This window comes from Pseudomonas sp. MF6767 (assembly GCF_016405475.1).
GTDB classification, from domain to species: Bacteria; Pseudomonadota; Gammaproteobacteria; order Pseudomonadales; family Pseudomonadaceae; genus Aquipseudomonas; species Aquipseudomonas paracarnis.
Genome location: NZ_JAEKCY010000022.1, coordinates 74,140 through 94,513, shown reverse-complemented (window position 1 = coordinate 94,513; position 20,374 = coordinate 74,140). Strand labels below are relative to the sequence as shown.

Below are 20,374 nucleotides of genomic sequence, written 5' to 3'. Positions count from 1 at the left end.
TCGAACCAGGGATTGCTCGTAGTTATTTGAATGGATTGGGTGATGGCACCAAGCTGCAGATGGAGCTCAAGGCAGCGGTCAGCACAAGCAAGGATGAAACCCTGGCCATCAGCTTTCCGATAGTGGACTACCAAGTGAGCAATAAAAAGCTCGACCATTTCACGGATTTTAGTAGTGGATATAATGGGTGGACCGTGTTCGGCTCGGGGGACATAACTTCAGGCTATTGGAGAGGTTACAACAGTGTGTCTGGAACTGGGACAGGTTTATATCAAGTTTTCAGTGTGGCCCCCGGATGGTATGAGGTTTCAGCGAGGGTTATTGGGAATTACAATATGTCCGTAGATATCCAATTTGTAAGATTCCTATATAGTACGCCTGGGGTGTGGCAGACAATGACGCACCGTTTTCATGTAGATGATATTAGGACCGGTGTTTCTATTACTGCTAGGCTCTATGACTTTCCGGCAGGCCAATTTGTTGGTTTCGATGATATTCGGATTCGGCAGTTATAAAAAAGAGATGTGGTTAATGGAGCTTAATTAGCAGATAATTGGTTGATGCGACTGCAAGAAATGAAAAAAGGTTGGCCTTGGCTTATGGGGATAGTTGCGTGAACACCTGTAGAATAAGGGCCGGACCGAGTGAGTCGTAGATATAGTCAGCGCGCGAAGGTATGGGGAGATTTACTTAAAGTAGATCTCCCTCTGCACCTTCCATCGCCTTGTAGGACGGTGGGCCACAGACAACCTCCAAATAAGAACTCTGCACCGCCCGCGCCAACTCCCGGATAGCTTCAATAAACTCCGTCAACCGACTATGCAACCCATCCTCCAGAATCTCATCAATCCCCGTATACCTCAGCCGCGCTTCAAATTCCGCCGCCAAGCGCTGCGCCGTGCGTCCATAGCTGCCAGGCAGGTCCGCGAGGATATGGCTCAACTCCCCGATACACGCATGCAGCGAGCGCGGCACGTCGCTGCGCAACAGCAGCAGTTCCGACACCGAGCGGGCATTCAAGGCATTGGGATACAGCTCGGTGTATGCCTCGAATGACGACAATTCGTGGAACACGGACTGATTCAAAAGCGGGTCTGCCCCATACTTGATGCTAGATAACAAGACCCGGCACTGTACTGGAATTGAGCGACGGTCAAATGTGGGAGCTGGCTTGCCTGCGATGGCATCAACTCGGTGTTTCAGTTGCACCGAGTCGTCAGTATCGCAGGCAAGCCAGATCCCACACTTGAGTGTATCGGCCTCAGGGCTTTGCCATCACGGCGGTAAACAGTGGGGACTCAAGGAACCGCTGTAACCAAATCTGCAAACGCTGATACGGCGTCCCCGCAAACCACTCCCGATCCACATGAGCAAACTGCCGCACAAACGGCGCCAGTGCCGCATCCGCCAGGCTCAGGTGTTCGGCGAGCAAGTACTCACGCTCCGCCAGCAAGCCTTCCAACTTCTGCAAGAACACCTCACCCTCGGCCCGATAATGCTCCATTGGTTGTTCCAGATAGCGCTCGGCATACTTGTATCGATTCAAATGATGCTTGAACACCTGATCATTCTCGGCAATCAACGCCAGCACCGCAGGGTCACCTTGCAGCAGCCAATCATCCGGGTCGTGCTGCGCCAGCGCCCATTGCATGATCTCCAGGCTCTGCTCGATCACTCGACCTTCGACACTCAACACCGGCACCGTACCCTTGGGCGACAGCGCCAGCATCTCGGCTGGCTTGGCCTTGAGGCTCACCTCGATGATTCGCACAGGAACGCCTGAGTAACGCAAGGCCAGCCGCGCCCGCATCGCATAGGGGCAGCGCCGGAACGAATAAAGTAGCGCTTCGTTCACTTGACCTCCAGGGTACTCAAGCCATTGCCCTGGCGCTGGACCTGGATCTGTACCGGGATGCGCTCGTGCATTTCCTGTACGTGGGAGATCACCGCCACTTTGCGGCCCTGGGCTTGCAGGCCGTCCAGGGCGTCCATGGCCAATTGCAGGGATTCGGGGTCGAGGCTGCCGAAGCCTTCGTCGATAAACAGCGATTCGATCTTCAATGTGCTCGAGGCCATGGACGCCAGGCCCAAGGCCAACGCCAACGACACCAGGAAGGTTTCGCCACCGGACAATGAATGCACCGAACGCAGTTCATCGCCCATCTCTGTGTCCATCACCAGCAGCCCGAGCATGCTGCCGCCGCGTTTGAGCCGGTAGCGGCGCACCAGTTGGCGCAGTTGCACGTTGGCATGGTGCACCAGCAAGTCGAGGTTGTAGGCCTGGGCGATCTTGCGGAAGGTGTCGCCGGTGGCCGAGCCGATCAGCGCATTCAGGCGTGCCCAGCGCTGCCACTGCTCGTAAGCCTTGGCAATCTGTTCGGCCAGGGCCTGGTTGGCATTCTGGCGGCGCTGGTCTTCGGCCTGGCGTGCGCGCAGTTCGGCGCAGTGTTTCTCGCCCTCGAGCAGTTGCTGCTCAAGCGTTGCCAGGGTGGCGTCCAACTGCTCGGCCTCCAGGTTGCCGTTGTGCAGGGCCTGGTGTTCGGCCAGGCGCTGTTCGCGCTCGTGCAGCAGAACCTTGGCTTGCTCGACGGCCTTTTCGCTGCTGTGCAGGTGCTGACGCAACTGCGCGACCTGGGCTTCATCAAGGGCCAACAGGCGTGCCAGGCCCTGATCATCCAGTTCTGGGTGCAAGGCGCGCCATTCGCCGATGCGTGTCGCAAGGGCGTGCTGCTCCGCCTCCAATGCCTGCTGGCGTTGCTGCTGGGCCTTGAGGTCGGCGGCCAGCTGTACTTGCGCCGTGTGCACGGCGTGCAGTTCCTGGTTGGCGTCGGTCTCGCTTTGGCGCGACTGCGTGACGGCTTGCTCCAGCTGCTGTTGCCAGTGTTCGGCGCTGGGGTAATCCCCTAGCAAGGCGCGGAGTTTTTCCTGGACGGCGTGTTGCTGGTCGGCCAGCTCGGCGACTTGCAGATTCACAGCGTCAAGTTGCTGCTGACGATGCTGTTGGTGGGTGTGCTGTTTCTCGATGGCCTGTTGGCGCTCTTGCTGCTCGGCCTGCTCGTCGCGTTGATGGCCCAACTGCTCAAGGCGCTGGCTGACCTGTTGGTCGAGCTGCATGAAGGTCGCCGCAGGCGCGCTGCGCAAGCCTTCCAGCGTCTGGGCGGGCAGCAGGCTGGCGAAGGCGCTGAGTTCGGCCTCCAGGCGTTCGCGGTCGCCGGCCAGTTGCCGTTGTTGGTCCACCAGCAATTGCCGGGCTTGCTGGCTGGCATCCTGGGCCGCTTGTAATTGTTGCTGCAAGCGCCCGGCGTTCTGTTGCAGGTTGAGCAGGGCGCCTTGGCGTTGTTCGTCCTGGCTGATGCTTTGGGTCAATTGGGCCAGTTGCTGGGCCAGCCAAGGGCTGCGCTTAGCGGGGTCCTGATTGAACAGCGAGGCCGACAGTGGGTGGGCTTGCAGGCTCGGTGCCAAACCCTGCTGCTGGGTGGCCAACTGTTCCTGCTGTTGCAGGAACTCTTTTTGCTGAGCGATCAGGCCGCCGACTTCACCGCGCAGTTCGGTGAGTTTTTCCTTGAGGCTGTCGACGGCTTTCTGCGCCGCCGCCTCTTCACTTTCATCATGGCGGCCCAGGCTTTGCAGCAGGGCTTCAGGCTGGTGATAGGGGTGTTCGTGGCTGCCGCACACCGGGCAGGGTTGGTCATCCTGCAACTGCTCGCGTAACTCCTCGACGCTGGCACTGCGGGCCAGGCGTTGGCGCTCAAGCAGTTGCTTGGTCACCGCCAGGGTTTGTTCGGCAACGGTGAGTTCGGCCTTGGTTTGCAGGCCGGTCTGGTTCAGTTGTTCGCGTTTTTGCGCGGCCTCGGCGAGCCTTTGCGTGAGCGCAGAGGCCTGTTGATCCAACTGTTGCTGGCTGTCCCACAGGCGGGCCAGGTCTTCGAAGGCGCGCTGTTGCTTGCGATTGTCTTGCAGCAGGCTGGCCAGCAATTGGATTTGTTCGGCCACCGCGTGCGGTTCGGCACCGGCCTCGTGGTAGAGCAAATCCAGGGCTTCGCGCTGTTGGGTGAACTGTTCAATGGCGGCGCTGGCGCGCTGTTCGAGCTGCCCCAGCTCGGCCTGGCCTTGGTTGAGGCGATTGCCGATCAACACCAACTGTTGCAGGCGGTCACGGTAGGCGTTCCAGGCATCGCTCAGCGGTGCGAGGGCGGCGCTGTGCTCAAGCTCGGTGGCCAGGCGTTGCAGGCGCTCGGTGCCTTGGGCCTGCGTGTGTTGCAAACCGTCGAGCAGGGCCTGGCCTTCGGTACAGGCGCTTTCGTGCTGGTGTTTTTCCTCGTTGCGCTTGGCCAGTTCGCGGCTCACATGGGCGAGGGTGTTTTGCTCTTCGATGGCCTGGCGCAGCAGGGGCGCGGCGTCGGCCTGGTGTTTCAGGGCCGCGGCCAGTGCTGCCTGGGCGGCCACTTGCTGGTGTTGCGCCTGTTCCTGGCGGGTGTGCAGGGCGGTTTGTTGCTCGAGGTGCTGGGCAATCTGTGCCGCCAGGGGCGTCAGCAAGGTGGCGAGTTCTGCCTGGCGCAGGAAGTGATGGCGTTGCGGTGCCAACTGCTCCAGCAGGCTCAGGTCCTGGCGTTGCTGACCTTGGTCGGCCCACGTCTGCTCGTCGCGTTGCAGTTGCTCCACAGCATGCTGATAGCGCTCCTGCCATTCTCGCAGCTCCTTGAGCCAGGTGTGCTGCAACTCCAGCTGCTTGAGCTGGGCTTGTTGGGTTTTGAGTTGCTGCTGGGCTTGGGCCAACTGTTGATCCAGCTCGGCGCGGGCTTCGGGGGCCAGGGGCACCACGCCGGTGGCTTGGTCCTGCAGCTGTTTGTGGGCGTCCTTGGCCTCTTTGGCCTTATCGAACGCACGGCGGCCGAGCTGGGTGTAGAGCGCGGTGTCGGTGAGCTTTTCCAGCAGTTCGCTGCGCTCATTGTCATTGGCCTTGAGGAAGGCGCTGAACTCGCTTTGCGCCAGCAGCACTGCACGGGTGAACTGTTCGAAGTTCAGGCCCAGGGCCAATTCGAGCTGGGTCTTGTATTCGGTTTTCTGGCTGGCCAACAGTTGGTCGCTGTCCAGGTCGATCAGGCTTTGCCGGCTGTTCTGCAACTTGCCGCTGGCCTTGTCACGGGCGCGGTTGGCTTCCCAGCGCGCACGGTAGCGACGGCCACTGACACCGACAAAATCCACCTCGGCATAGCCGCCACCGGTGCCGCGTCGAATCAGAGTGCGCGGGTCGCCGATGGAAATATCCGTGTCGGCGTCCGGCATCTTGGCCTGGCCGGTGTCACCCAGGCGTGGCACCGCGCCAAACAGCGCCAGGCACAACGCATCGAGCAGGGTACTTTTACCCGCGCCGGTCGGCCCGGTGATGGCGAACAGACCCGCACTGGCCAGGGGCTCGGCGGTAAAGTCGATTTCGAACGGGCCCGCCAGGGAGGCGAGGTTTTTCAGGCGGATGGCGAGGATCTTCATGGCTGTTCGCCCTCCTGTTGTACTTCCTGGAGCAGCACGGCGAAGTCCTTCAAGGTCTGTTCATCCACTTCACTGCCGTAGCTGTCTTGCCAGGCGCGGCTGAACAGTTCCTGGGGCGTGAGCTGGTCGAGTTCGATCAGTTGCGCATCGTCTACCTCTGCGCTGCCGCGTGTGCCGGCATACTCGGCGGCGATACGCACCAGGCGCACGGCCTTGCCTTGCAGGGCGGTTTCGATCTGTTGGCGCAGGTCCGGTTGCGGCTCGTCGAGGCGCACGCGCACTTCCAGCCAGGGGTGGCGCTGGGTTTCGGCGAGCAGGTCGATGTCGGGCAGCTCACCGAGTTGCTTGAGGATATCGGCCAAGGGCGCGGCATCCAGGCGTTGCAGGTTGACGGAGCGGGGAATCAGGATCGGTTCGCAGCCCACCAGCCTTTCGCCCTGGAACGTCACGTCGAGAATCTGGTGCTTGTAGCCGATTTCGGAGAACGAGAGGGGGATTGGCGAGCCGCTGTAGCGAATGCGCTCCTCGCCATTGACCTTTTGCGGTTTGTGCAAATGGCCGAGGGCCACATACGCCACGCTTCGGTCGAACAGTGTGGCAGGCAGTGCCTCGGCATTGCCGATGATCAGGCTGCGTTCGGAGTCTTCGGATACCGATCCACCGGCCATATGCGCATGGCTGATGGCTATCAGCGCCTGGCCTTTGTTGCGCTTGGCATTGGCGGCCGCGATCAGCCATTCATGCACTTGGCCGATGCCGCGCAGGTAATCATCACCCAGCTGTGCGCCGGTGACTTCCGCCGGGCGCAGGAAGGGCAGCGCCAGGCACCAGGCGGCGATCTTGCCTTTGGCATTGGGCAGCGGGATCAGCAGCCGGTCGGCATCCAGTTGCCCGTCATCCAGCCACAGCACTCGGCCCAGGGCATGGGTGCGCAAGCGGCGCATCAGAGGCGCAGGCAGCTCAATGCGCGAACCGGAGTCATGGTTGCCGGCAATCATCACAATGGTCAGTGTCGGCTGTTGTTCGTGGGCGCTGATGATGAAGTCATACAAGCGCTCCTGGGCCTTGAGCGGCGGGTTGACCGTGTCGAAGATATCGCCGGCGATCAACAGCACATCCGGGCGCTGGGCCTTGAGTTGGCCCAGCAGCCATTCTAGGAAACAGGCGTGTTCGAAGTCGCGTTCCTGGCCGTGGAGGTTTTGGCCCAAGTGCCAGTCGGAGGTATGAAACAGACGCAAGGCGAACTCCGTGGAGAAGATGAAAAGGAGGGGAGTTTACCTGTAAAAGTGCGCGTGGACTCATGGCCGACGCGATCAGCGGAGTGTGGGCCAGCCCTGATGGCTGATTGTAGGAGCGAGCTTGCTCGCGAAAAACGTCAACGATGACGCGTGTTTCCTGGATAAACGCGGCGCCTATGAGTTCTTCGCGAGCAAGCTCGCTCCTACGGGGGCTATGGCGTGTCAGTGGGGTTGGGTTGCAGGCAATCGAGCGCACGGTCGGCGAGGGTGCGGGCCATGTGGATCAGGCGACGCAGATCCACTGTGGGAGCTGGCTTGCCTGCGATGGATGAGTATCAGCCAGCACATCTGCCGACTGTTACACCGCCATCGCGGGCAAGCCCACTCCCACAAGGTTTTGTGGTGTTGGTCGAGGCTGGGTTACTTGGGGTAGAGCGGCGGCAAACTGGTGGTGTCGGTGGCCGGGTCTTGTTCGCGTTCGGCCACGGGGATCGCCTTGATGGCACGCCATTGATCGTTCCCACGCTCTGCGTGGTAATGCATCCCGTGACGCTCTGCGTCACCGTCGCACAGGGCGTGAAACCTGGACGCGGAGCGTCCGGGGCGGCATTCCCACGCAGAGCGTGGGAACGAGCAGGCTCGGGGGTTACTTGGGGTAGAGCGGCGGCAAGCTGGTGGTGTCGGTGGCCGGGTCTTGCTCGCGTTCGGCCACGGGGATCGCCTTGATGGCACGCCACAGGTCATCACCCAACCAGTATTGGCCGCTTTCGCTGTACAGCGCGCCATTCAACCCATCCAGGGCATCGGACAGCGGCACAAACCGCGCGGCCATGTCGGCCAGCGTTTCCGGCTGTTGCCGTGCCCAGGCGTCGAGGGCCTGGCGGGTAGCATGAGGGTCGTTGGCCTGGGTGGCGCGCTTGAGGTCGTCGAGCAGCGTGCGTGGGCTGGGGCCGGTTTGCGCGGCGCGTTGTACCGCCGGTTGCCGGCGTGCGCGCCACCACAGGCCAAAGCCCAGCAGGGTGGTGCAGGCCAGTATCAGTGTGCTCAGTTGCCACAGCCACAGGCGGTCATCGTCGGGGGCGGTGATGATGGTCGGTGTCGCCGGGGTGTCCACCACCAGGCTGGGGTTCACCGCCACTTGCACGGTGCGCGCCGGCAGGCTGGTGCGTTCCAGATGATCTTCGTGGGTGTTCCACCACACCACTTCCACGGCGGGCAGTTCCAGCTCGCCGGCGCGGGTCGGCACCAGGGCTTCGCGGTCTTCACGGCTGCCGGTCAGGCCGCGGTCGCTGGTACGGTTAGCCATCACTGGTTGGTCGGGGTAGCGGCGCAGGCCGTTGACCTCGGTGCCGGGCAGCGCCGGCAGCTGTGCGCTGGACAGGCCTTCGGCCTCCACGGTAAGGCTGCGGGTCAGGGAATCGCCGACTTGCACGTGGTCCGGCGTGGGGTTCCAGCCTTCGCTCAAGGTCAGGCTGCGCGCGGGCAGCCAGGGGGCGTCGGCGGGGTAGGCGTCCGGTTTGGGTTTGACCGTCAAGGGCAGGGGCGCAGAGCTGACGTGAATCATCTTGCCCGGCTTGGTGCCCTGCAGGGTGTTTTCCTGGGGCGGTCGCGATTCCACCAGGGTAGCGCTGAAGGTCTGCGCCGGAATCACCACGGCGCCACTGTGTTGCGGGTAGAGGGCGTAGCGGGTTTCGATCACGCCATGGCGGATGCTGTTGATGACCTTTTCATAGGTGCGTGATTCGCCCAGTTGTTCGACACGTGCATCCGGTATCTGCAAGGGCGTGAGGCTGCTGTCGTCATACAGCGATACCGAGTGGTACACGCGCACGGTCAACAGGGCCTGGGCCTGCACGTACACGCTGGCCTGGTCGAGGCTGGCTTCGATGAACACCGGGGCCAGTTCGGCGCTGGTGTTCTGGCTGGCGCTTTCCACCACTTGCAGGGTGATCGGCTGGGTCTTGAGCGCGCCCACCTGCAGCGGCGGGATCACCACGTTGCCGTTCACCTTGGGCAGCAGGGTGATGATCCAACGGGTGGTGGCGTGGTTGTCGCCGTCCAGCGTGGTGAGTTGGTTGATCTGGCGGGTGCCGCTGACTTCGAACTGCGCGTCCAGGGGCGACAGGTCCGGTTTGCCAAACTGGGTCACATCACTGGATTGCACCGTCAGCTCCACCGTTTCCCCGGAGTTGAGGCGGCTGCGGTCTACGCTGGCGACCAGGTCCGCCGCCTGGGCGTGGCCTGCCGACAACGCGAGCAGGAGCAAAAGGGTGGTGCGGCGGCTCATCGAGTGGTGTCCTGATGTTGTTGCTGTTCGTACCAGAATTTGCGGCGCAACAGCTCGCCGGGGTTGTCCGGGATCTCCTGCAACCATTGCTCCAGTGCTTGGCGGCGCTCGCCTTCCAGGCGTGTGTCGGCGGGGCGCAGTGGCGGCGTGGTGGTCTGCTCGTCACCCAGTTCGCTGCCTGGCACTTCATTGCCGCCGGCCTGTGGCGGGGCGTTGGGCTGAGTCTCACCCGTGCCGGCTTCGCCCTGGCCGTGGGACGATTGCTCGCCGCCCTGGGCCGTTTGTGCGCTGGTGCCCGGTTGCGCAGTTTGGCCGGGTTGGGTGGTTTCGTCATCTGCGTTTTTTGCAGGCGGGTCCGGCTCGGGCTGCGTTTGCTCCTGCATCAGCGCTTCAACCAAGGCTTTGTTTTTCAGCGCCGGCTGCAAATCGGGCTGGGCTTCCAGGGCTTGTTCATACGCATCAAGGGCCGCTTCAAGTTCACCGGCCTTGGCCAGGGCATTGCCGCGGTTGTAGTGGGAATAGGCGTCGCTGCCTTGGGCAAACCGCTTGATGGCCTCGGCGTAATTGCCGGCTTCATACAGCGCCACGCCTTGCCATTGCGGGTCCTGGAAGTGTTCTGCGGCTTCGGCCGGGCGTTTGTGCTTGAGCAGGTACTGGCCCTGTTGGTCGGGGCGCAGCCACAGGTCCTGCAGCCCAAAGGCATAGCTGGGTTGCGGCGCGCCCATCAGCAGCAAGGGCAGGCAGAACAGCCAGCCGCGACGCCCGGCGCACGCGGCCAGCAGCAACAACGGCAAGAGCAGCCAGTAACCCTGGTCGGCCCAGCTGTCCAGGCGCAGCCGTTGGCCGTCGTCGCGCAGGGCTTGGGCGCTGTCGAGCATACCGAGTTGGCGCAGGTCCTTGTCATCCAGGCGCGCCGCACGGTAGCGGCCACCCATTTCGCTGGCGAACGCCTTGAGGGTCGGGCTGTCGAGGCGCGGCACCAGGATCGCGCCCTGGTCGTCCTTGAGGAACTCGCCGCTCTCCTGAGTCACCGGCGTACCTTCGCGACTGCCGATGCCGAGGATCGACAACGTTGGAGCCTGGGCACTTTGCAGTTGCAGGCGGATGCCTTGGCGCTCTTGTTTGGACAGTGAGGAACCGATCAGCAGCAGGCGCCCCTGGCCCAGACCGCCTTGCTTGAGCAGGCCCAGGGCTTTTTCCACGGCAAGATCGGCACGATGGCCGGGCTCGGGCATGATCGACGGGCGCAGGGCTTCCAACAGGTTGCGGCTGGTGGCCAGGTCATCGGACAGCGGCACCAGGGTATGGGCGCTGCCGGCATACACGATGATGGCTGTTTGCGCATCGGTGCGCGCTTGCAGTAAGTCATACAGCTTGCGCCGTGCCTGTTCCAGGCGGTTGGGCGGGCTGTCGGTGGCGAGCATTTCCGGGGTCAGTTCCAGCAGCACCACCAAGGGGTCGGAAGGTTTCTGGCTGGCTTGTTCAACCCGTTGCCAACTGGGGCCCAATAGCGCGAGCACGGCCAACAGCCAGGCGATGCCGAGCACCACCCACGGCGATTTACTCTCGCGGCCATTGCCACCACTGAGCAACTCGGCATGGAACGCCGGCGGCAGGATCATCTGCCAGCGCCCGGCGCGCTTTTGCCGGTGCCACAACTGCCACAGCAACCAGCCAAGCAGGGGCAGCAACAACAGCCACCAGGGGCGCAACCAGTGCGGCCACAGCGCGATCATCGACGCCTCCGCAAACGCAGGCGCTGCAGACGCTGGCGCCATTCAGGGTGTTGCTGCAAAAAGATGCCCCTGCTCGATAGCCTATTGAAGGCTCGTTGCAAAGCGTTGTTCGGCCAGCGTTCCTGGATCACCAGCAACAGGCTCAACACCAACGCCAAGGCCAATGGGCCGCTGTACAGCGCCTGGGCCGGGCGGGCCTGGGTGGGTTGTTGTTCCACGGGCTCGAGGGTGTCGAGAGTGTCCTTGATCTTCAGCAGTTCCTCGCCGTCTCGGGCGCGGAAATACTGGCCACCGGTGGTCTCGGCCAGTGCCTTGAGCGCCGGTTCGTCGAGGTCCAGGCTCGGGTTTACGCCTAGGATGCCCAGGGAGCCGGTTTGCTCGGGGTCGGCGCCGATGCCGATGGGGTAGATTTTCACGCCTTCCTCGGCCGCCAGGCGCGCGGCGGTCAACGGGTCGATCTGCCCGGCGTTGTTGGCGCCGTCGGTGACCAGGATCAGCACACGGCTTTGCGCCGGGCGCTGGCGCAGGCGTTTTATGGCCAGGCCGATGGCGTCGCCGATGGCGGTGTTCTTGCCAGCAATGCCGATGCGCGCTTCATCCAGCCAGGTGCGCACGGTGCGGCGGTCAAAGGTCAGGGGCGCTTGCAGGTAGGCTTGGCTGCCGAACAGGATCAGGCCCACGCGGTCACCTTCACGCTCCTCCAGAAAGTCTCCCAGCAGGTGCTTGACCAAGGCCAGGCGGCTGACGTCCTCGTCCTGCCAATGCATATCGGGAAAATCCATGGAGCCGGACACATCCACCGCCACCAGCAAATCCCGACCGCTGGCAGCAATCGGCAAGGGTTCGCCCAGCCATTGCGGGCGGGCGGCGGCGGTCAACAGCAGCAACCACAGCACCACGAATGCGGCTTGCTGGCGCCAGCCGGGCAGGTTGACGCGGGCACGGCGGCGGGCCAGGCCTTCGAGGTCGCTGAGGTAGCTGACTTTCAGCGCCGGTTCGCCGCTGTCGGCCACGGGCAGCACCAAGCGCATGACCCAGGGCAGTGGCAACAGGGCGAAGATCCACGGCCAGGCGAACTCAAACATGTTTGCGAATCCAGGTGTCGACGGCTTGGGTGAGGCCGGCGATGGCTTTGTCGTCGAGCTTGCATTCGGGTTTGTAGGCGCCTTCCACCAACACCATCCAGCGCGTCAGGCCGGCGGCGGGGCAGCGGTTGTCCAGGAAGGCCAGCCATTTGCGCCCGTTGAGGGTATGGCTCTGGCTATAAGGGTAGTCGTTACGGCACAGGCGCTTGAGCAGGCCGTTGAGTTGCTGCAGCCAGGCGCCCGCAGGCGCTCCGTCGTAGGGCTTGGGCATCAAAGCCAACTCGGCCAGGGCGGCGATACGCAACGGGTCCAGTGGTTGTTCGGCGCGGGCCACAGGGCGGCGGGCCGGCAGGAAACGACGCAGCCACCACAAGCCCCAACCGAGCAGTGGGATCACCAGCAGCAACAGCCACCAGCCCGGTGCCGGTGGCCAGAAGCCAATGGCGGGCGGGGCGATCAGCGGTTGCAGTTGGTCCAGGCTGCTCATGGTTTTTTAACCGGGCGTTGCGGGTTGAGGTATTCGCGCAGTTGCTCGACCATTTCACTCTGGGTGCTCAAGGGCATCAACAACAGCCGCAGTTTCTGCGCGAGCAGTTCCCAGCGGGCGATACGCGCTTCGGCTTGGGCCTTGTAGGCCTGGCGCAGGTCGATATTCAGCGTGTCCAATTCCAGTTGCGCGCCCCTTTGCGCGAAACGCAGCAGCCCGGCGGCGGGCAGGGCGTGGTCCAGCGGGTCGGAGATCGGTAATAACAGCAGGTCGCAATGGCGCGCCAATAGGCTCAGCTGTTGCTCGGCGCCTTCGGTGAGGGCGCGCTCATCACAGATCACCACCACCAGGCTGCCGGGGCGCAGCACCTCGCGGCCACGGCGCAAGGCCATGCCCAGGGCATCCGCTTCCGGTTGACGCTCGGTGTTCAGGCTCTGGTTGACCCGCACCAGCCGGTTGAGCAGTTGCAACAGGCTCTGTTTGCTGCGCCGTGGCTTGATCTCGTAGTGCTCGCTGTCGCCGAACACCAGCCCGCCCACCCGGTCGTTATGGCCCAGGGCGGCCCAACCGATCAGGCTGGCGGCCTGGGCGGCAAGCACCGACTTGAACATTTGCCCCGAGCCGAAAAACAGCCGGCAACTTTGCTCGACCATGATGAAAATCGGTCGCTCGCGCTCTTCGTGGAACAGCTTGGTGTGCGGCTCCTGGGTACGCGCCGTCACGCGCCAGTCGATGGTGCGCACATCGTCGCCGGCCTGGTACACGCGCACCTGGTCGAAATCGACGCCACGCCCGCGCAGCTTGGAGTGATGAAGGCCCACCAGCGGGCTACGCTGGCCAGGCGTGGAGAACAACTGCACCTCACGCACGCGGTGGCGCATCTCAATCAATTCACTGAGGGTTACGCGGATGCCATCGCTTGCGTTCATCGACTTCAAGCGACGGCAACGACGTCGAGAATGCGTTGCACCACGCGGTCCTGGTCGACACCGGCGGCTTCGGCCTCGAACGACAGGATGATGCGGTGACGCAGCACGTCCAACAAGACCGCCTGGATATCTTCCGGGCTGACAAAATCGCGACCGGCCAGCCAGGCATGGGCCCGGGCACAACGGTCCAGGGCGATGGAACCACGGGGGCTGGCGCCATAGGCGATCCACTCGGCCATTTCCGGGTCGAACTTCGCAGGGGTGCGCGTGGCCATCACCAGTTGCACCAGGTATTCCTCCACGGCATCGGCCATGTACAGGCCGAGGATTTCCTTGCGGGCGGCAAAGATCGCCTGCTGGCTAACGCGCCGCTCGGGCTTGGTTTCGCCATTCAATGCTTCGCCACGAGCTTGCTGCAGGATGCGGCGCTCGACGGCGGCGTCCGGGAAGCCGATCTTGACGTGCATCAGGAACCGGTCGAGCTGGGCTTCGGGCAGCGGGTAGGTGCCTTCCTGCTCGATGGGGTTTTGCGTGGCCATCACCAGGAACAGCGGCGACAGCTCGTAGGTGCTGCGGCCCACGCTGACCTGGCGCTCGGCCATGGCTTCGAGCAAGGCCGACTGCACCTTGGCCGGGGCACGGTTGATTTCGTCTGCGAGCACCAGGTTATGGAAGATCGGCCCCTGCTGGAATACGAAGCTGCCGGTTTCCGGACGATAGATCTCGGTGCCGGTGATATCGGCGGGCAACAGGTCGGGGGTGAACTGGATACGATGGAACTGCGCTTCGATCCCTTCGGCCAACTCCTTGATCGCCTTGGTCTTGGCCAGCCCCGGTGCGCCTTCGACCAGCATATGGCCGTCAGCGAGCAGGGCGATCAACAGGCGATCGATGAGTTTTTCCTGGCCGAGAATCTGCGTAGAAAGAAAGGTTCGCAGCGCAAGCAGCGCTTCACGATGTTCCATCGATGACGGTTCCTGGAAAGATGAGCCTGGGTGTCGTGACAGAACACCGGGCCTGGGGGGTTTACTTTAATGCATCGCGGGGTACGGCGACTAACGGCTTGATGGGTATTTTTGGCGAAACTTACAGGATTGCGGTGTGAGAGGCATAACAGCTGGGTAGGTAGAGCACGGTCCCTGTGGGAGCTGGCTTGCCTGCGATCCAGTCAACTCGGTGATTCAGGCACACCGAGTCGATGCCTTCGCAGGCAAGCCAGCTCCCACATTTGGATCGCCGTGCCTCAGCCAGATCAGCGTCGGCTGTCAGGCCGTGACGGGAGCAAGCTCCCTCGCCACAGATTTAGCGTCGTGACGAAGTTTCAAGTGACCGGTTTCAAGTCCGAATGAACGTGCCGGTGCCTGTGAGGATGTTCTGCAGGGTTTCCTGCACTTCGGCCATGTCTGACGCGGCGGTGCCGTGGGTGATCTCCAGCTGGTCCTTGCCGCCCAGGGCATCGGCATCGCCGGCCGCCAGTTCGATCAATAAGGTGGTCTCGCCCAACGTCACTTTCAGCCCATCCAGGGTCGAAGGTTCGTAGTCCCAGGTCAGCTCCACTTCGTCTTCATCCGGGTAACGGGTGAGCATGAACATTTCGCCGTTCTTGCCGTGACAGCAAAGCATGGCCATGTTGTCTTCTTCGTCGTCGCACGGGGTGGCCATCAGGGCGTCGGTTTTCAGCTGCAGCATGGGGCAATCCTGTGTAGGGGAGGGCAATTGTGCCACTGCGGCGAATTTTGTGCTTCATCCTGTGTCGGAAGTCAGGCATGACCTCACGGGCCGGATCGGTCATTTCTGGTACTGATGGTGTGCAAAGTAGCAAGATTTTCTACCGAAAATCCGGGGTTGCCCAAGTTGCAACCGACACCCTGCTTACCGATGACCGAATATGTCGCAGCGTCGCAAGCAGCGTTCTTCCTACACTCGTTAAGCTGCGCAACGGATGTGCCCTGTGCCAGGCGCCTGACCTGCCCGTCGTATCGTCATCTGGCCAACGGCATGCCGTATGGAAGTTGTATGTGACCTGACTGTCCTGTCCAGCTTCACCCACCTGTCACCCTGATTCGTTTATGGTGCTTGTCAGCACACCAGCGAACAGAGCTGACGGTCTCCCCGCAAGGGGATAACACGCGACGCTTTCATCAATAACAAGCCCAAGCGGAGTACCACAGATGGCGTTCTTCACCGCAGCCAGCAAGGCCGACTTCCAGCATCAACTGCAAGCGGCACTGGCGCAGCACCTCAGTGAACAGGCACTGCCACAAGTGGCGCTGTTCGCTGAACAATTCTTCGGCATCATTTCCCTGGACGAACTGACCCAGCGTCGCCTTTCCGACCTGGCCGGTTGCACCCTGTCTGCCTGGCGCCTGCTTGAGCGCTTTGATCACACCCAACCGCAAGTGCGGGTCTACAACCCCGATTACGAACGTCATGGCTGGCAATCGACCCACACCGCGGTCGAAGTGCTGCACCATGACCTGCCGTTTCTGGTCGACTCGGTACGCACCGAGCTGAATCGCCGGGGCTACAGCATCCATACCCTGCAAACCACCGTGCTCAGCGTGCGTCGTGGCAGCAAGGGCGAGCTGCTGGAAATCCTGCCCAAGGGCACCCAGGGCGAAGGCATCCTGCAAGAATCGCTGATGTACCTGGAGATCGACCGCTGCGCCAACGCCGCCGAACTGAACGTGCTGAGCAAAGAGCTTGAGCAGGTGCTGGGTGAAGTACGCGTGGCTGTGGCCGATTTCGAACCGATGAAAGCCAAGGTCCAGGATCTGCTGGCCGGTATCGACGCCAGCGCGTTCGCCATCGACGGCGAAGAAAAAGCCGAAATCAAGAACTTTCTCGAATGGCTGGTGGGCAACCATTTCACCTTCCTGGGCTACGAAGAGTTCGTGGTACGTGACGAGGCGGACGGCGGTCATATCGAATATGACGCCAGCTCCTTCCTCGGTCTGACCAAGCTGCTGCGCGCCGGCCTCACCGCCGAAGACCTGCGCATCGAAGACTACGCCGTGGCCTACCTGCGCGAGCCGACCGTACTGTCGTTCGCCAAGGCCGCCCACCCAAGCCGCGTGCACCGCCCGGCCTACCCGGACTACGTGTCGATCCGCGAGATCAGCGCCGACGGTAAGGTCATCAAGGAACACCGTTTCATGGGCCTGTACACCTCCTCGGTGTACGGCGAAAGCGTGCGGGTGATCCCTTACATCCGTCGCAAGGTCGCGGAAATCGAACGTCGTTCGGGTTTCCAGGCCAAGGCGCACCTGGGTAAAGAGCTTGCCCAGGTGGTGGAAGTACTGCCCCGTGACGACCTGTTCCAGACCCCGGTCGACGAGCTGTTCAGCACCGTGATGTCGATTGTGCAGATCCAGGAACGCAACAAGATCCGCGTGTTCCTGCGCAAAGACCCCTATGGTCGTTTCTGCTACTGCCTGGCGTACGTGCCACGCGACATCTACTCCACCGAAGTGCGCCAGAAGATCCAGCAAGTGCTGATGGACCGCCTGAAGGCCTCGGACTGCGAGTTCTGGACCTTCTTCTCCGAGTCCGTGCTTGCCCGTGTACAACTGATTCTGCGGGTTGACCCGAAGAACCGCCTGGACATCGACCCGCTGCAACTGGAAAAAGAAGTGGTGCAGGCCTGCCGCAGCTGGCAGGACGACTACGCCAGCCTGGTAGTGGAAAGCTTCGGCGAAGCCCAGGGCACCAACGTGCTGGCGGATTTCCCCAAAGGCTTCCCGGCTGGCTACCGCGAGCGTTTCGCCGCGCATTCGGCTGTGGTCGACATGCAGCACCTCAACAGCCTGACCGAAGCCAACCCGCTGGTAATGAGCTTCTATCAGCCGCTGGGCCAGGTCTCCGGCCAGCGCGAGCTGCATTGCAAGCTGTATCACGCCGATACGCCGCTGGCGTTGTCCGACGTGCTGCCGATTCTGGAAAACCTCGGCTTGCGTGTGCTGGGCGAGTTCCCGTATCGCCTGCGCCATGCCAACGGTCGCGAGTTTTGGATCCATGACTTTGCGTTCATCGCCGCCGAAGGCGTGAACCTGGATATCCAGCAACTCAACGACACCCTGCAGGATGCATTTGTGCACATCGTGCATGGCGATGCCGAGAACGATGCGTTCAACCGCCTGGTCCTCACCGCCGGCCTGCCATGGCGCGACGTGGCGCTGCTGCGTGCCTATGCCCGTTACCTGAAGCAGATTCGCCTGGGCTTCGACCTGGGTTACATCGCCAGCACCCTGAACAACCACACCGACATCGCCCGCGAGTTGACCCGGTTGTTCAAGACCCGCTTCTACCTGGCGCGCAAGCTCACTGCCGACGACCTGGAAGACAAGCAGCAACGCCTGGAGCAAGCGATCCTCAGCGCCCTGGACGACGTTCAGGTGCTCAACGAAGACCGCATCCTGCGTCGCTACCTGGACCTGATCAAGGCCACCCTGCGTACCAACTTCTACCAGACCGATGCCAACGGCCAGAACAAGTCGTACTTCAGCTTCAAGTTCGACCCGCGTGCTATCCCCGAGCTGCCCAAGCCAGTACCGAAGTTTGAAATCTTCGTGTACTCGCCACGGGTCGAAGGCGTGCACCTGCGCTTTGGCAACGTGGCCCGTGGCGGCCTGCGCTGGTCGGACCGTGAAGAAGACTTCCGCACCGAAGTGCTTGGCCTGGTAAAAGCCCAGCAAGTGAAGAACTCGGTGATCGTGCCGGTGGGCGCCAAGGGCGGCTTCCTGCCGCGTCGCCTGCCATTGGGCGGCAGCCGGGACGAGATCGCGGCCGAAGGCATCGCCTGCTACCGCATCTTCATTTCCGGCCTGCTGGACATCACCGACAACCTGAAAGACGGCGCGCTGGTGCCGCCGGCCAACGTCGTGCGTCATGACGACGATGACCCCTACCTGGTGGTGGCGGCGGACAAGGGCACTGCGACCTTCTCCGACATCGCCAATGGCATTGCCATCGACTACGGCTTCTGGCTGGGCGATGCGTTCGCCTCCGGTGGTTCGGCTGGTTACGACCACAAGAAAATGGGCATCACCGCCAAGGGCGCGTGGGTAGGTGTACAGCGTCACTTCCGTGAGCGCGGCATCAACGTGCAGGAAGACAGCATCACAGTGGTAGGCGTCGGCGATATGGCCGGTGACGTGTTCGGTAACGGCTTGTTGATGTCGGACAAACTGCAACTGGTCGCAGCCTTCAACCACCTGCATATCTTCGTCGACCCGAACCCGAACCCGGCCACCAGCTTCGTCGAGCGCAAGCGTTTGTTCGAACTGCCGCGTTCGGCCTGGACCGACTACGACACCAGCATCATGTCTGAAGGTGGCGGTATCTTCTCGCGCAGCGCGAAAAGCATTGCCATCTCGCCACAGATGAAAGAACGCTTCGACATCCAGGCCGACAAGCTGACCCCGACCGAACTGCTCAACGCCTTGCTCAAGGCGCCGGTGGACCTGTTGTGGAACGGCGGTATCGGTACCTACGTCAAGGCCAGCACCGAGAGCCATGCCGATGTGGGCGACAAGGCCAACGACGCACTGCGCGTCAACGGCAACGAGCTGCGCTGCAAGGTCGTGGGCGAGGGCGGTAACCTCGGCATGACCCAGCTGGGGCGTGTGGAATTCGGCCTCAATGGCGGCGGTTCCAACACCGACTTCATCGACAACGCCGGTGGCGTGGATTGCTCCGACCACGAAGTGAACATCAAGATCCTGCTCAACGAAGTGGTGCAGGCCGGTGACATGACCGACAAGCAGCGCAACCAACTGCTGGCGAGCATGACCGACGAAGTCGGCAACCTGGTGTTGGGCAACAACTACAAGCAGACCCAGGCCCTGTCCCTGGCCGCGCGCAAGGCTTACGAGCGTGCTGCCGAGTACAAGCGCCTGATGAGCGACCTGGAAGGCCGTGGCAAGCTGGACCGCGCCATCGAGTACCTGCCGACCGAGGAGCAGCTCACCGAGCGCGCCTCCAGCGGCAAGGGCCTGACCCGTCCGGAACTGTCGGTGCTGATCTCGTACAGCAAGATCGACCTCAAGGAAGCACTGCTCAAGTCGCTGGTACCGGATGACGAGTACCTGACCCGTGACATGGAGACCGCGTTCCCACCGAGCCTGGTGGCCAAGTTCGGCGAAGCCATGCGTCGCCATCGTCTGAAGCGCGAGATCGTCAGCACCCAGATCGCCAACGATCTGGTCAACCACATGGGCATCACCTTCGTTCAGCGACTCAAAGAGTCGACCGGCATGAGCCCGGCGAACGTGGCGGGCGCTTATGTGATCGTGCGGGACATCTTCCATCTCCCGCACTGGTTCCGTCAGATTGAAGCCCTGGACCACCAGGTTTCCGCTGACGTGCAACTGGAGCTGATGGACGAGTTGATGCGCCTGGGCCGTCGCGCTACGCGCTGGTTCCTGCGCAGCCGTCGCAACGAGCAAGACGCCGGGCGCGACACCGCGCACTTCGGTCCGCACCTGGCGGCGCTGGGCCTCAAGCTCGACGAACTGCTGGAAGGCCCGACCCGCGAAGGCTGGCAGAACCGCTACCAGGCCTACACCCAGGCCGGCGTACCGGAGTTGTTGGCGCGCATGGTTGCGGGTACTACCCACCTGTACACCTTGCTGCCGATCATCGAAGCCGCCGACGTGACCGGGCATGACGCCGCCGAAGTGGCCAAGGCCTACTTCGCCGTCGGCAGCGCCCTGGACTTGCCGTGGTACCTGCAGCAGATCAGCGATCTGCCAGTGGCCAACAACTGGCAGGCCCAGGCCCGCGAAGCCTTCCGCGATGACGTGGACTGGCAGCAACGGGCGATCACCATCTCGGTCCTGCAAATGGCCGATGCGCCACAAGACATGGAAGCCCGCGTGGCCCTGTGGCTTGAGCAGCATCAGGACATGGCGGATCGCTGGCGCGCCATGATGGTGGAAATTCGTGCCGCAGTGGGCACGGACTACGCCATGTACGCGGTGGCCAACCGTGAGTTGCTGGACCTGGCGCTGAGTGGCCAGTCGGTGTTGCAACCGGCTTGATGCCTCGCTAAACCAAAGGCCCCCGCATCGTGAGATGCGGGGGCTTTTTGTTTGATCTGGAATGCGATCAATGTGGGAGCTG

The 20,374-nt window shown here is 62.4% G+C and carries 14 protein-coding genes; 2 read left to right on the top strand and 12 right to left on the bottom strand.

Annotation, left to right across the window (positions count from 1 at the left end; translation table 11 throughout):
* On the top strand, positions 1-515 hold a 515-nt coding region (locus tag JFT58_RS25580), incomplete at its 5' end, for a hypothetical protein (protein ID WP_198834702.1).
* A 175-nt stretch (positions 516-690) separates the two neighbouring features.
* Here JFT58_RS25580 and JFT58_RS25575 read toward each other — a convergent pair.
* From JFT58_RS25575 to JFT58_RS25525, 12 genes are all read right to left on the bottom strand, one after another.
* On the bottom strand, positions 691-1,122 hold the full coding sequence (locus JFT58_RS25575; protein WP_254989552.1) for an alpha-E domain-containing protein: 432 nt from the start codon (positions 1,120-1,122) through the stop codon (positions 691-693).
* A gap of 139 nt (positions 1,123-1,261) precedes the next feature.
* Positions 1,262-1,855, bottom strand: a complete 594-nt coding sequence (locus JFT58_RS25570) for a glutathione S-transferase (protein ID WP_054897973.1) — start codon at positions 1,853-1,855, stop codon at positions 1,262-1,264.
* Positions 1,852-5,490, bottom strand: coding sequence for an AAA family ATPase (locus JFT58_RS25565; RefSeq protein WP_054897972.1), 3,639 nt, complete (start codon positions 5,488-5,490; stop codon positions 1,852-1,854). Before JFT58_RS25565 ends, JFT58_RS25570 begins: the two co-directional genes overlap by 4 nt.
* Complete coding sequence (locus JFT58_RS25560; protein WP_054897971.1) at positions 5,487-6,728, bottom strand: exonuclease SbcCD subunit D C-terminal domain-containing protein; 1,242 nt, start codon at positions 6,726-6,728, stop codon at positions 5,487-5,489. The genes JFT58_RS25565 and JFT58_RS25560 overlap by 4 nt, the downstream gene beginning before the upstream one ends.
* A gap of 420 nt (positions 6,729-7,148) precedes the next feature.
* Positions 7,149-7,271, bottom strand: coding sequence for a hypothetical protein (locus tag JFT58_RS30620; RefSeq protein ID WP_254989527.1), 123 nt, complete (start codon positions 7,269-7,271; stop codon positions 7,149-7,151).
* A gap of 103 nt (positions 7,272-7,374) precedes the next feature.
* Positions 7,375-9,015 carry a BatD family protein gene (locus tag JFT58_RS25555; RefSeq protein ID WP_054897970.1) on the bottom strand — a complete coding sequence of 547 codons (1,641 nt, stop codon included), beginning with the start codon at positions 9,013-9,015 and terminating at the stop codon, positions 7,375-7,377.
* Positions 9,012-10,751 (bottom strand): tetratricopeptide repeat protein, encoded by a 1,740-nt coding sequence (locus tag JFT58_RS25550; RefSeq protein ID WP_054897969.1) that lies wholly within the window; start codon positions 10,749-10,751, stop codon positions 9,012-9,014. The genes JFT58_RS25555 and JFT58_RS25550 overlap by 4 nt, the downstream gene beginning before the upstream one ends.
* Positions 10,748-11,836: a vWA domain-containing protein gene (locus JFT58_RS25545; RefSeq protein ID WP_054897968.1), complete on the bottom strand. Its 1,089-nt coding sequence runs from the start codon at positions 11,834-11,836 to the stop codon at positions 10,748-10,750. The genes JFT58_RS25550 and JFT58_RS25545 overlap by 4 nt, the downstream gene beginning before the upstream one ends.
* Positions 11,829-12,323, bottom strand: coding sequence for a DUF4381 domain-containing protein (locus tag JFT58_RS25540; protein WP_003190798.1), 495 nt, complete (start codon positions 12,321-12,323; stop codon positions 11,829-11,831). Before JFT58_RS25540 ends, JFT58_RS25545 begins: the two co-directional genes overlap by 8 nt.
* Positions 12,320-13,252, bottom strand: coding sequence for a DUF58 domain-containing protein (locus JFT58_RS25535; protein WP_044273431.1), 933 nt, complete (start codon positions 13,250-13,252; stop codon positions 12,320-12,322). The genes JFT58_RS25540 and JFT58_RS25535 overlap by 4 nt, the downstream gene beginning before the upstream one ends.
* A gap of 5 nt (positions 13,253-13,257) precedes the next feature.
* Positions 13,258-14,217: an AAA family ATPase gene (locus tag JFT58_RS25530; protein WP_054897967.1), complete on the bottom strand. Its 960-nt coding sequence runs from the start codon at positions 14,215-14,217 to the stop codon at positions 13,258-13,260.
* A gap of 370 nt (positions 14,218-14,587) precedes the next feature.
* Positions 14,588-14,941, bottom strand: a complete 354-nt coding sequence (locus tag JFT58_RS25525; RefSeq protein ID WP_054897966.1) for a hypothetical protein — start codon at positions 14,939-14,941, stop codon at positions 14,588-14,590.
* Positions 14,942-15,423: 482 nt separating this feature from the next.
* On the opposite strand from JFT58_RS25525, the gene JFT58_RS25520 reads away from it, so the two are divergent.
* Positions 15,424-20,292: an NAD-glutamate dehydrogenase gene (locus tag JFT58_RS25520; protein ID WP_054897965.1), complete on the top strand. Its 4,869-nt coding sequence runs from the start codon at positions 15,424-15,426 to the stop codon at positions 20,290-20,292.
* Positions 20,293-20,374: the final 82 nt, after the last annotated feature.

Excerpts from the sequence above, each read along its gene's own strand:
- JFT58_RS25540 (WP_003190798.1), bottom strand. The coding sequence starts at position 12,323 with ATGAGCAGCCTGGACCAACTGCAACCGCTGATCGCCCCGCCCGCCATT.
- JFT58_RS25550 (WP_054897969.1), bottom strand. The coding sequence starts at position 10,751 with ATGATCGCGCTGTGGCCGCACTGGTTGCGCCCCTGGTGGCTGTTGTTG.
- JFT58_RS25525 (WP_054897966.1), bottom strand. The coding sequence starts at position 14,941 with ATGCTGCAGCTGAAAACCGACGCCCTGATGGCCACCCCGTGCGACGAC.
- JFT58_RS25545 (WP_054897968.1), bottom strand. The coding sequence starts at position 11,836 with ATGTTTGAGTTCGCCTGGCCGTGGATCTTCGCCCTGTTGCCACTGCCC.
- JFT58_RS25520 (WP_054897965.1), top strand. The coding sequence starts at position 15,424 with ATGGCGTTCTTCACCGCAGCCAGCAAGGCCGACTTCCAGCATCAACTG.
- JFT58_RS25555 (WP_054897970.1), bottom strand. The coding sequence starts at position 9,015 with ATGAGCCGCCGCACCACCCTTTTGCTCCTGCTCGCGTTGTCGGCAGGC.
- JFT58_RS25535 (WP_044273431.1), bottom strand. The coding sequence starts at position 13,252 with ATGAACGCAAGCGATGGCATCCGCGTAACCCTCAGTGAATTGATTGAG.
- JFT58_RS25530 (WP_054897967.1), bottom strand. The coding sequence starts at position 14,217 with ATGGAACATCGTGAAGCGCTGCTTGCGCTGCGAACCTTTCTTTCTACG.
- JFT58_RS30620 (WP_254989527.1), bottom strand. The coding sequence starts at position 7,271 with ATGCATTACCACGCAGAGCGTGGGAACGATCAATGGCGTGCCATCAAG.
- JFT58_RS25565 (WP_054897972.1), bottom strand. The coding sequence starts at position 5,490 with ATGAAGATCCTCGCCATCCGCCTGAAAAACCTCGCCTCCCTGGCGGGC.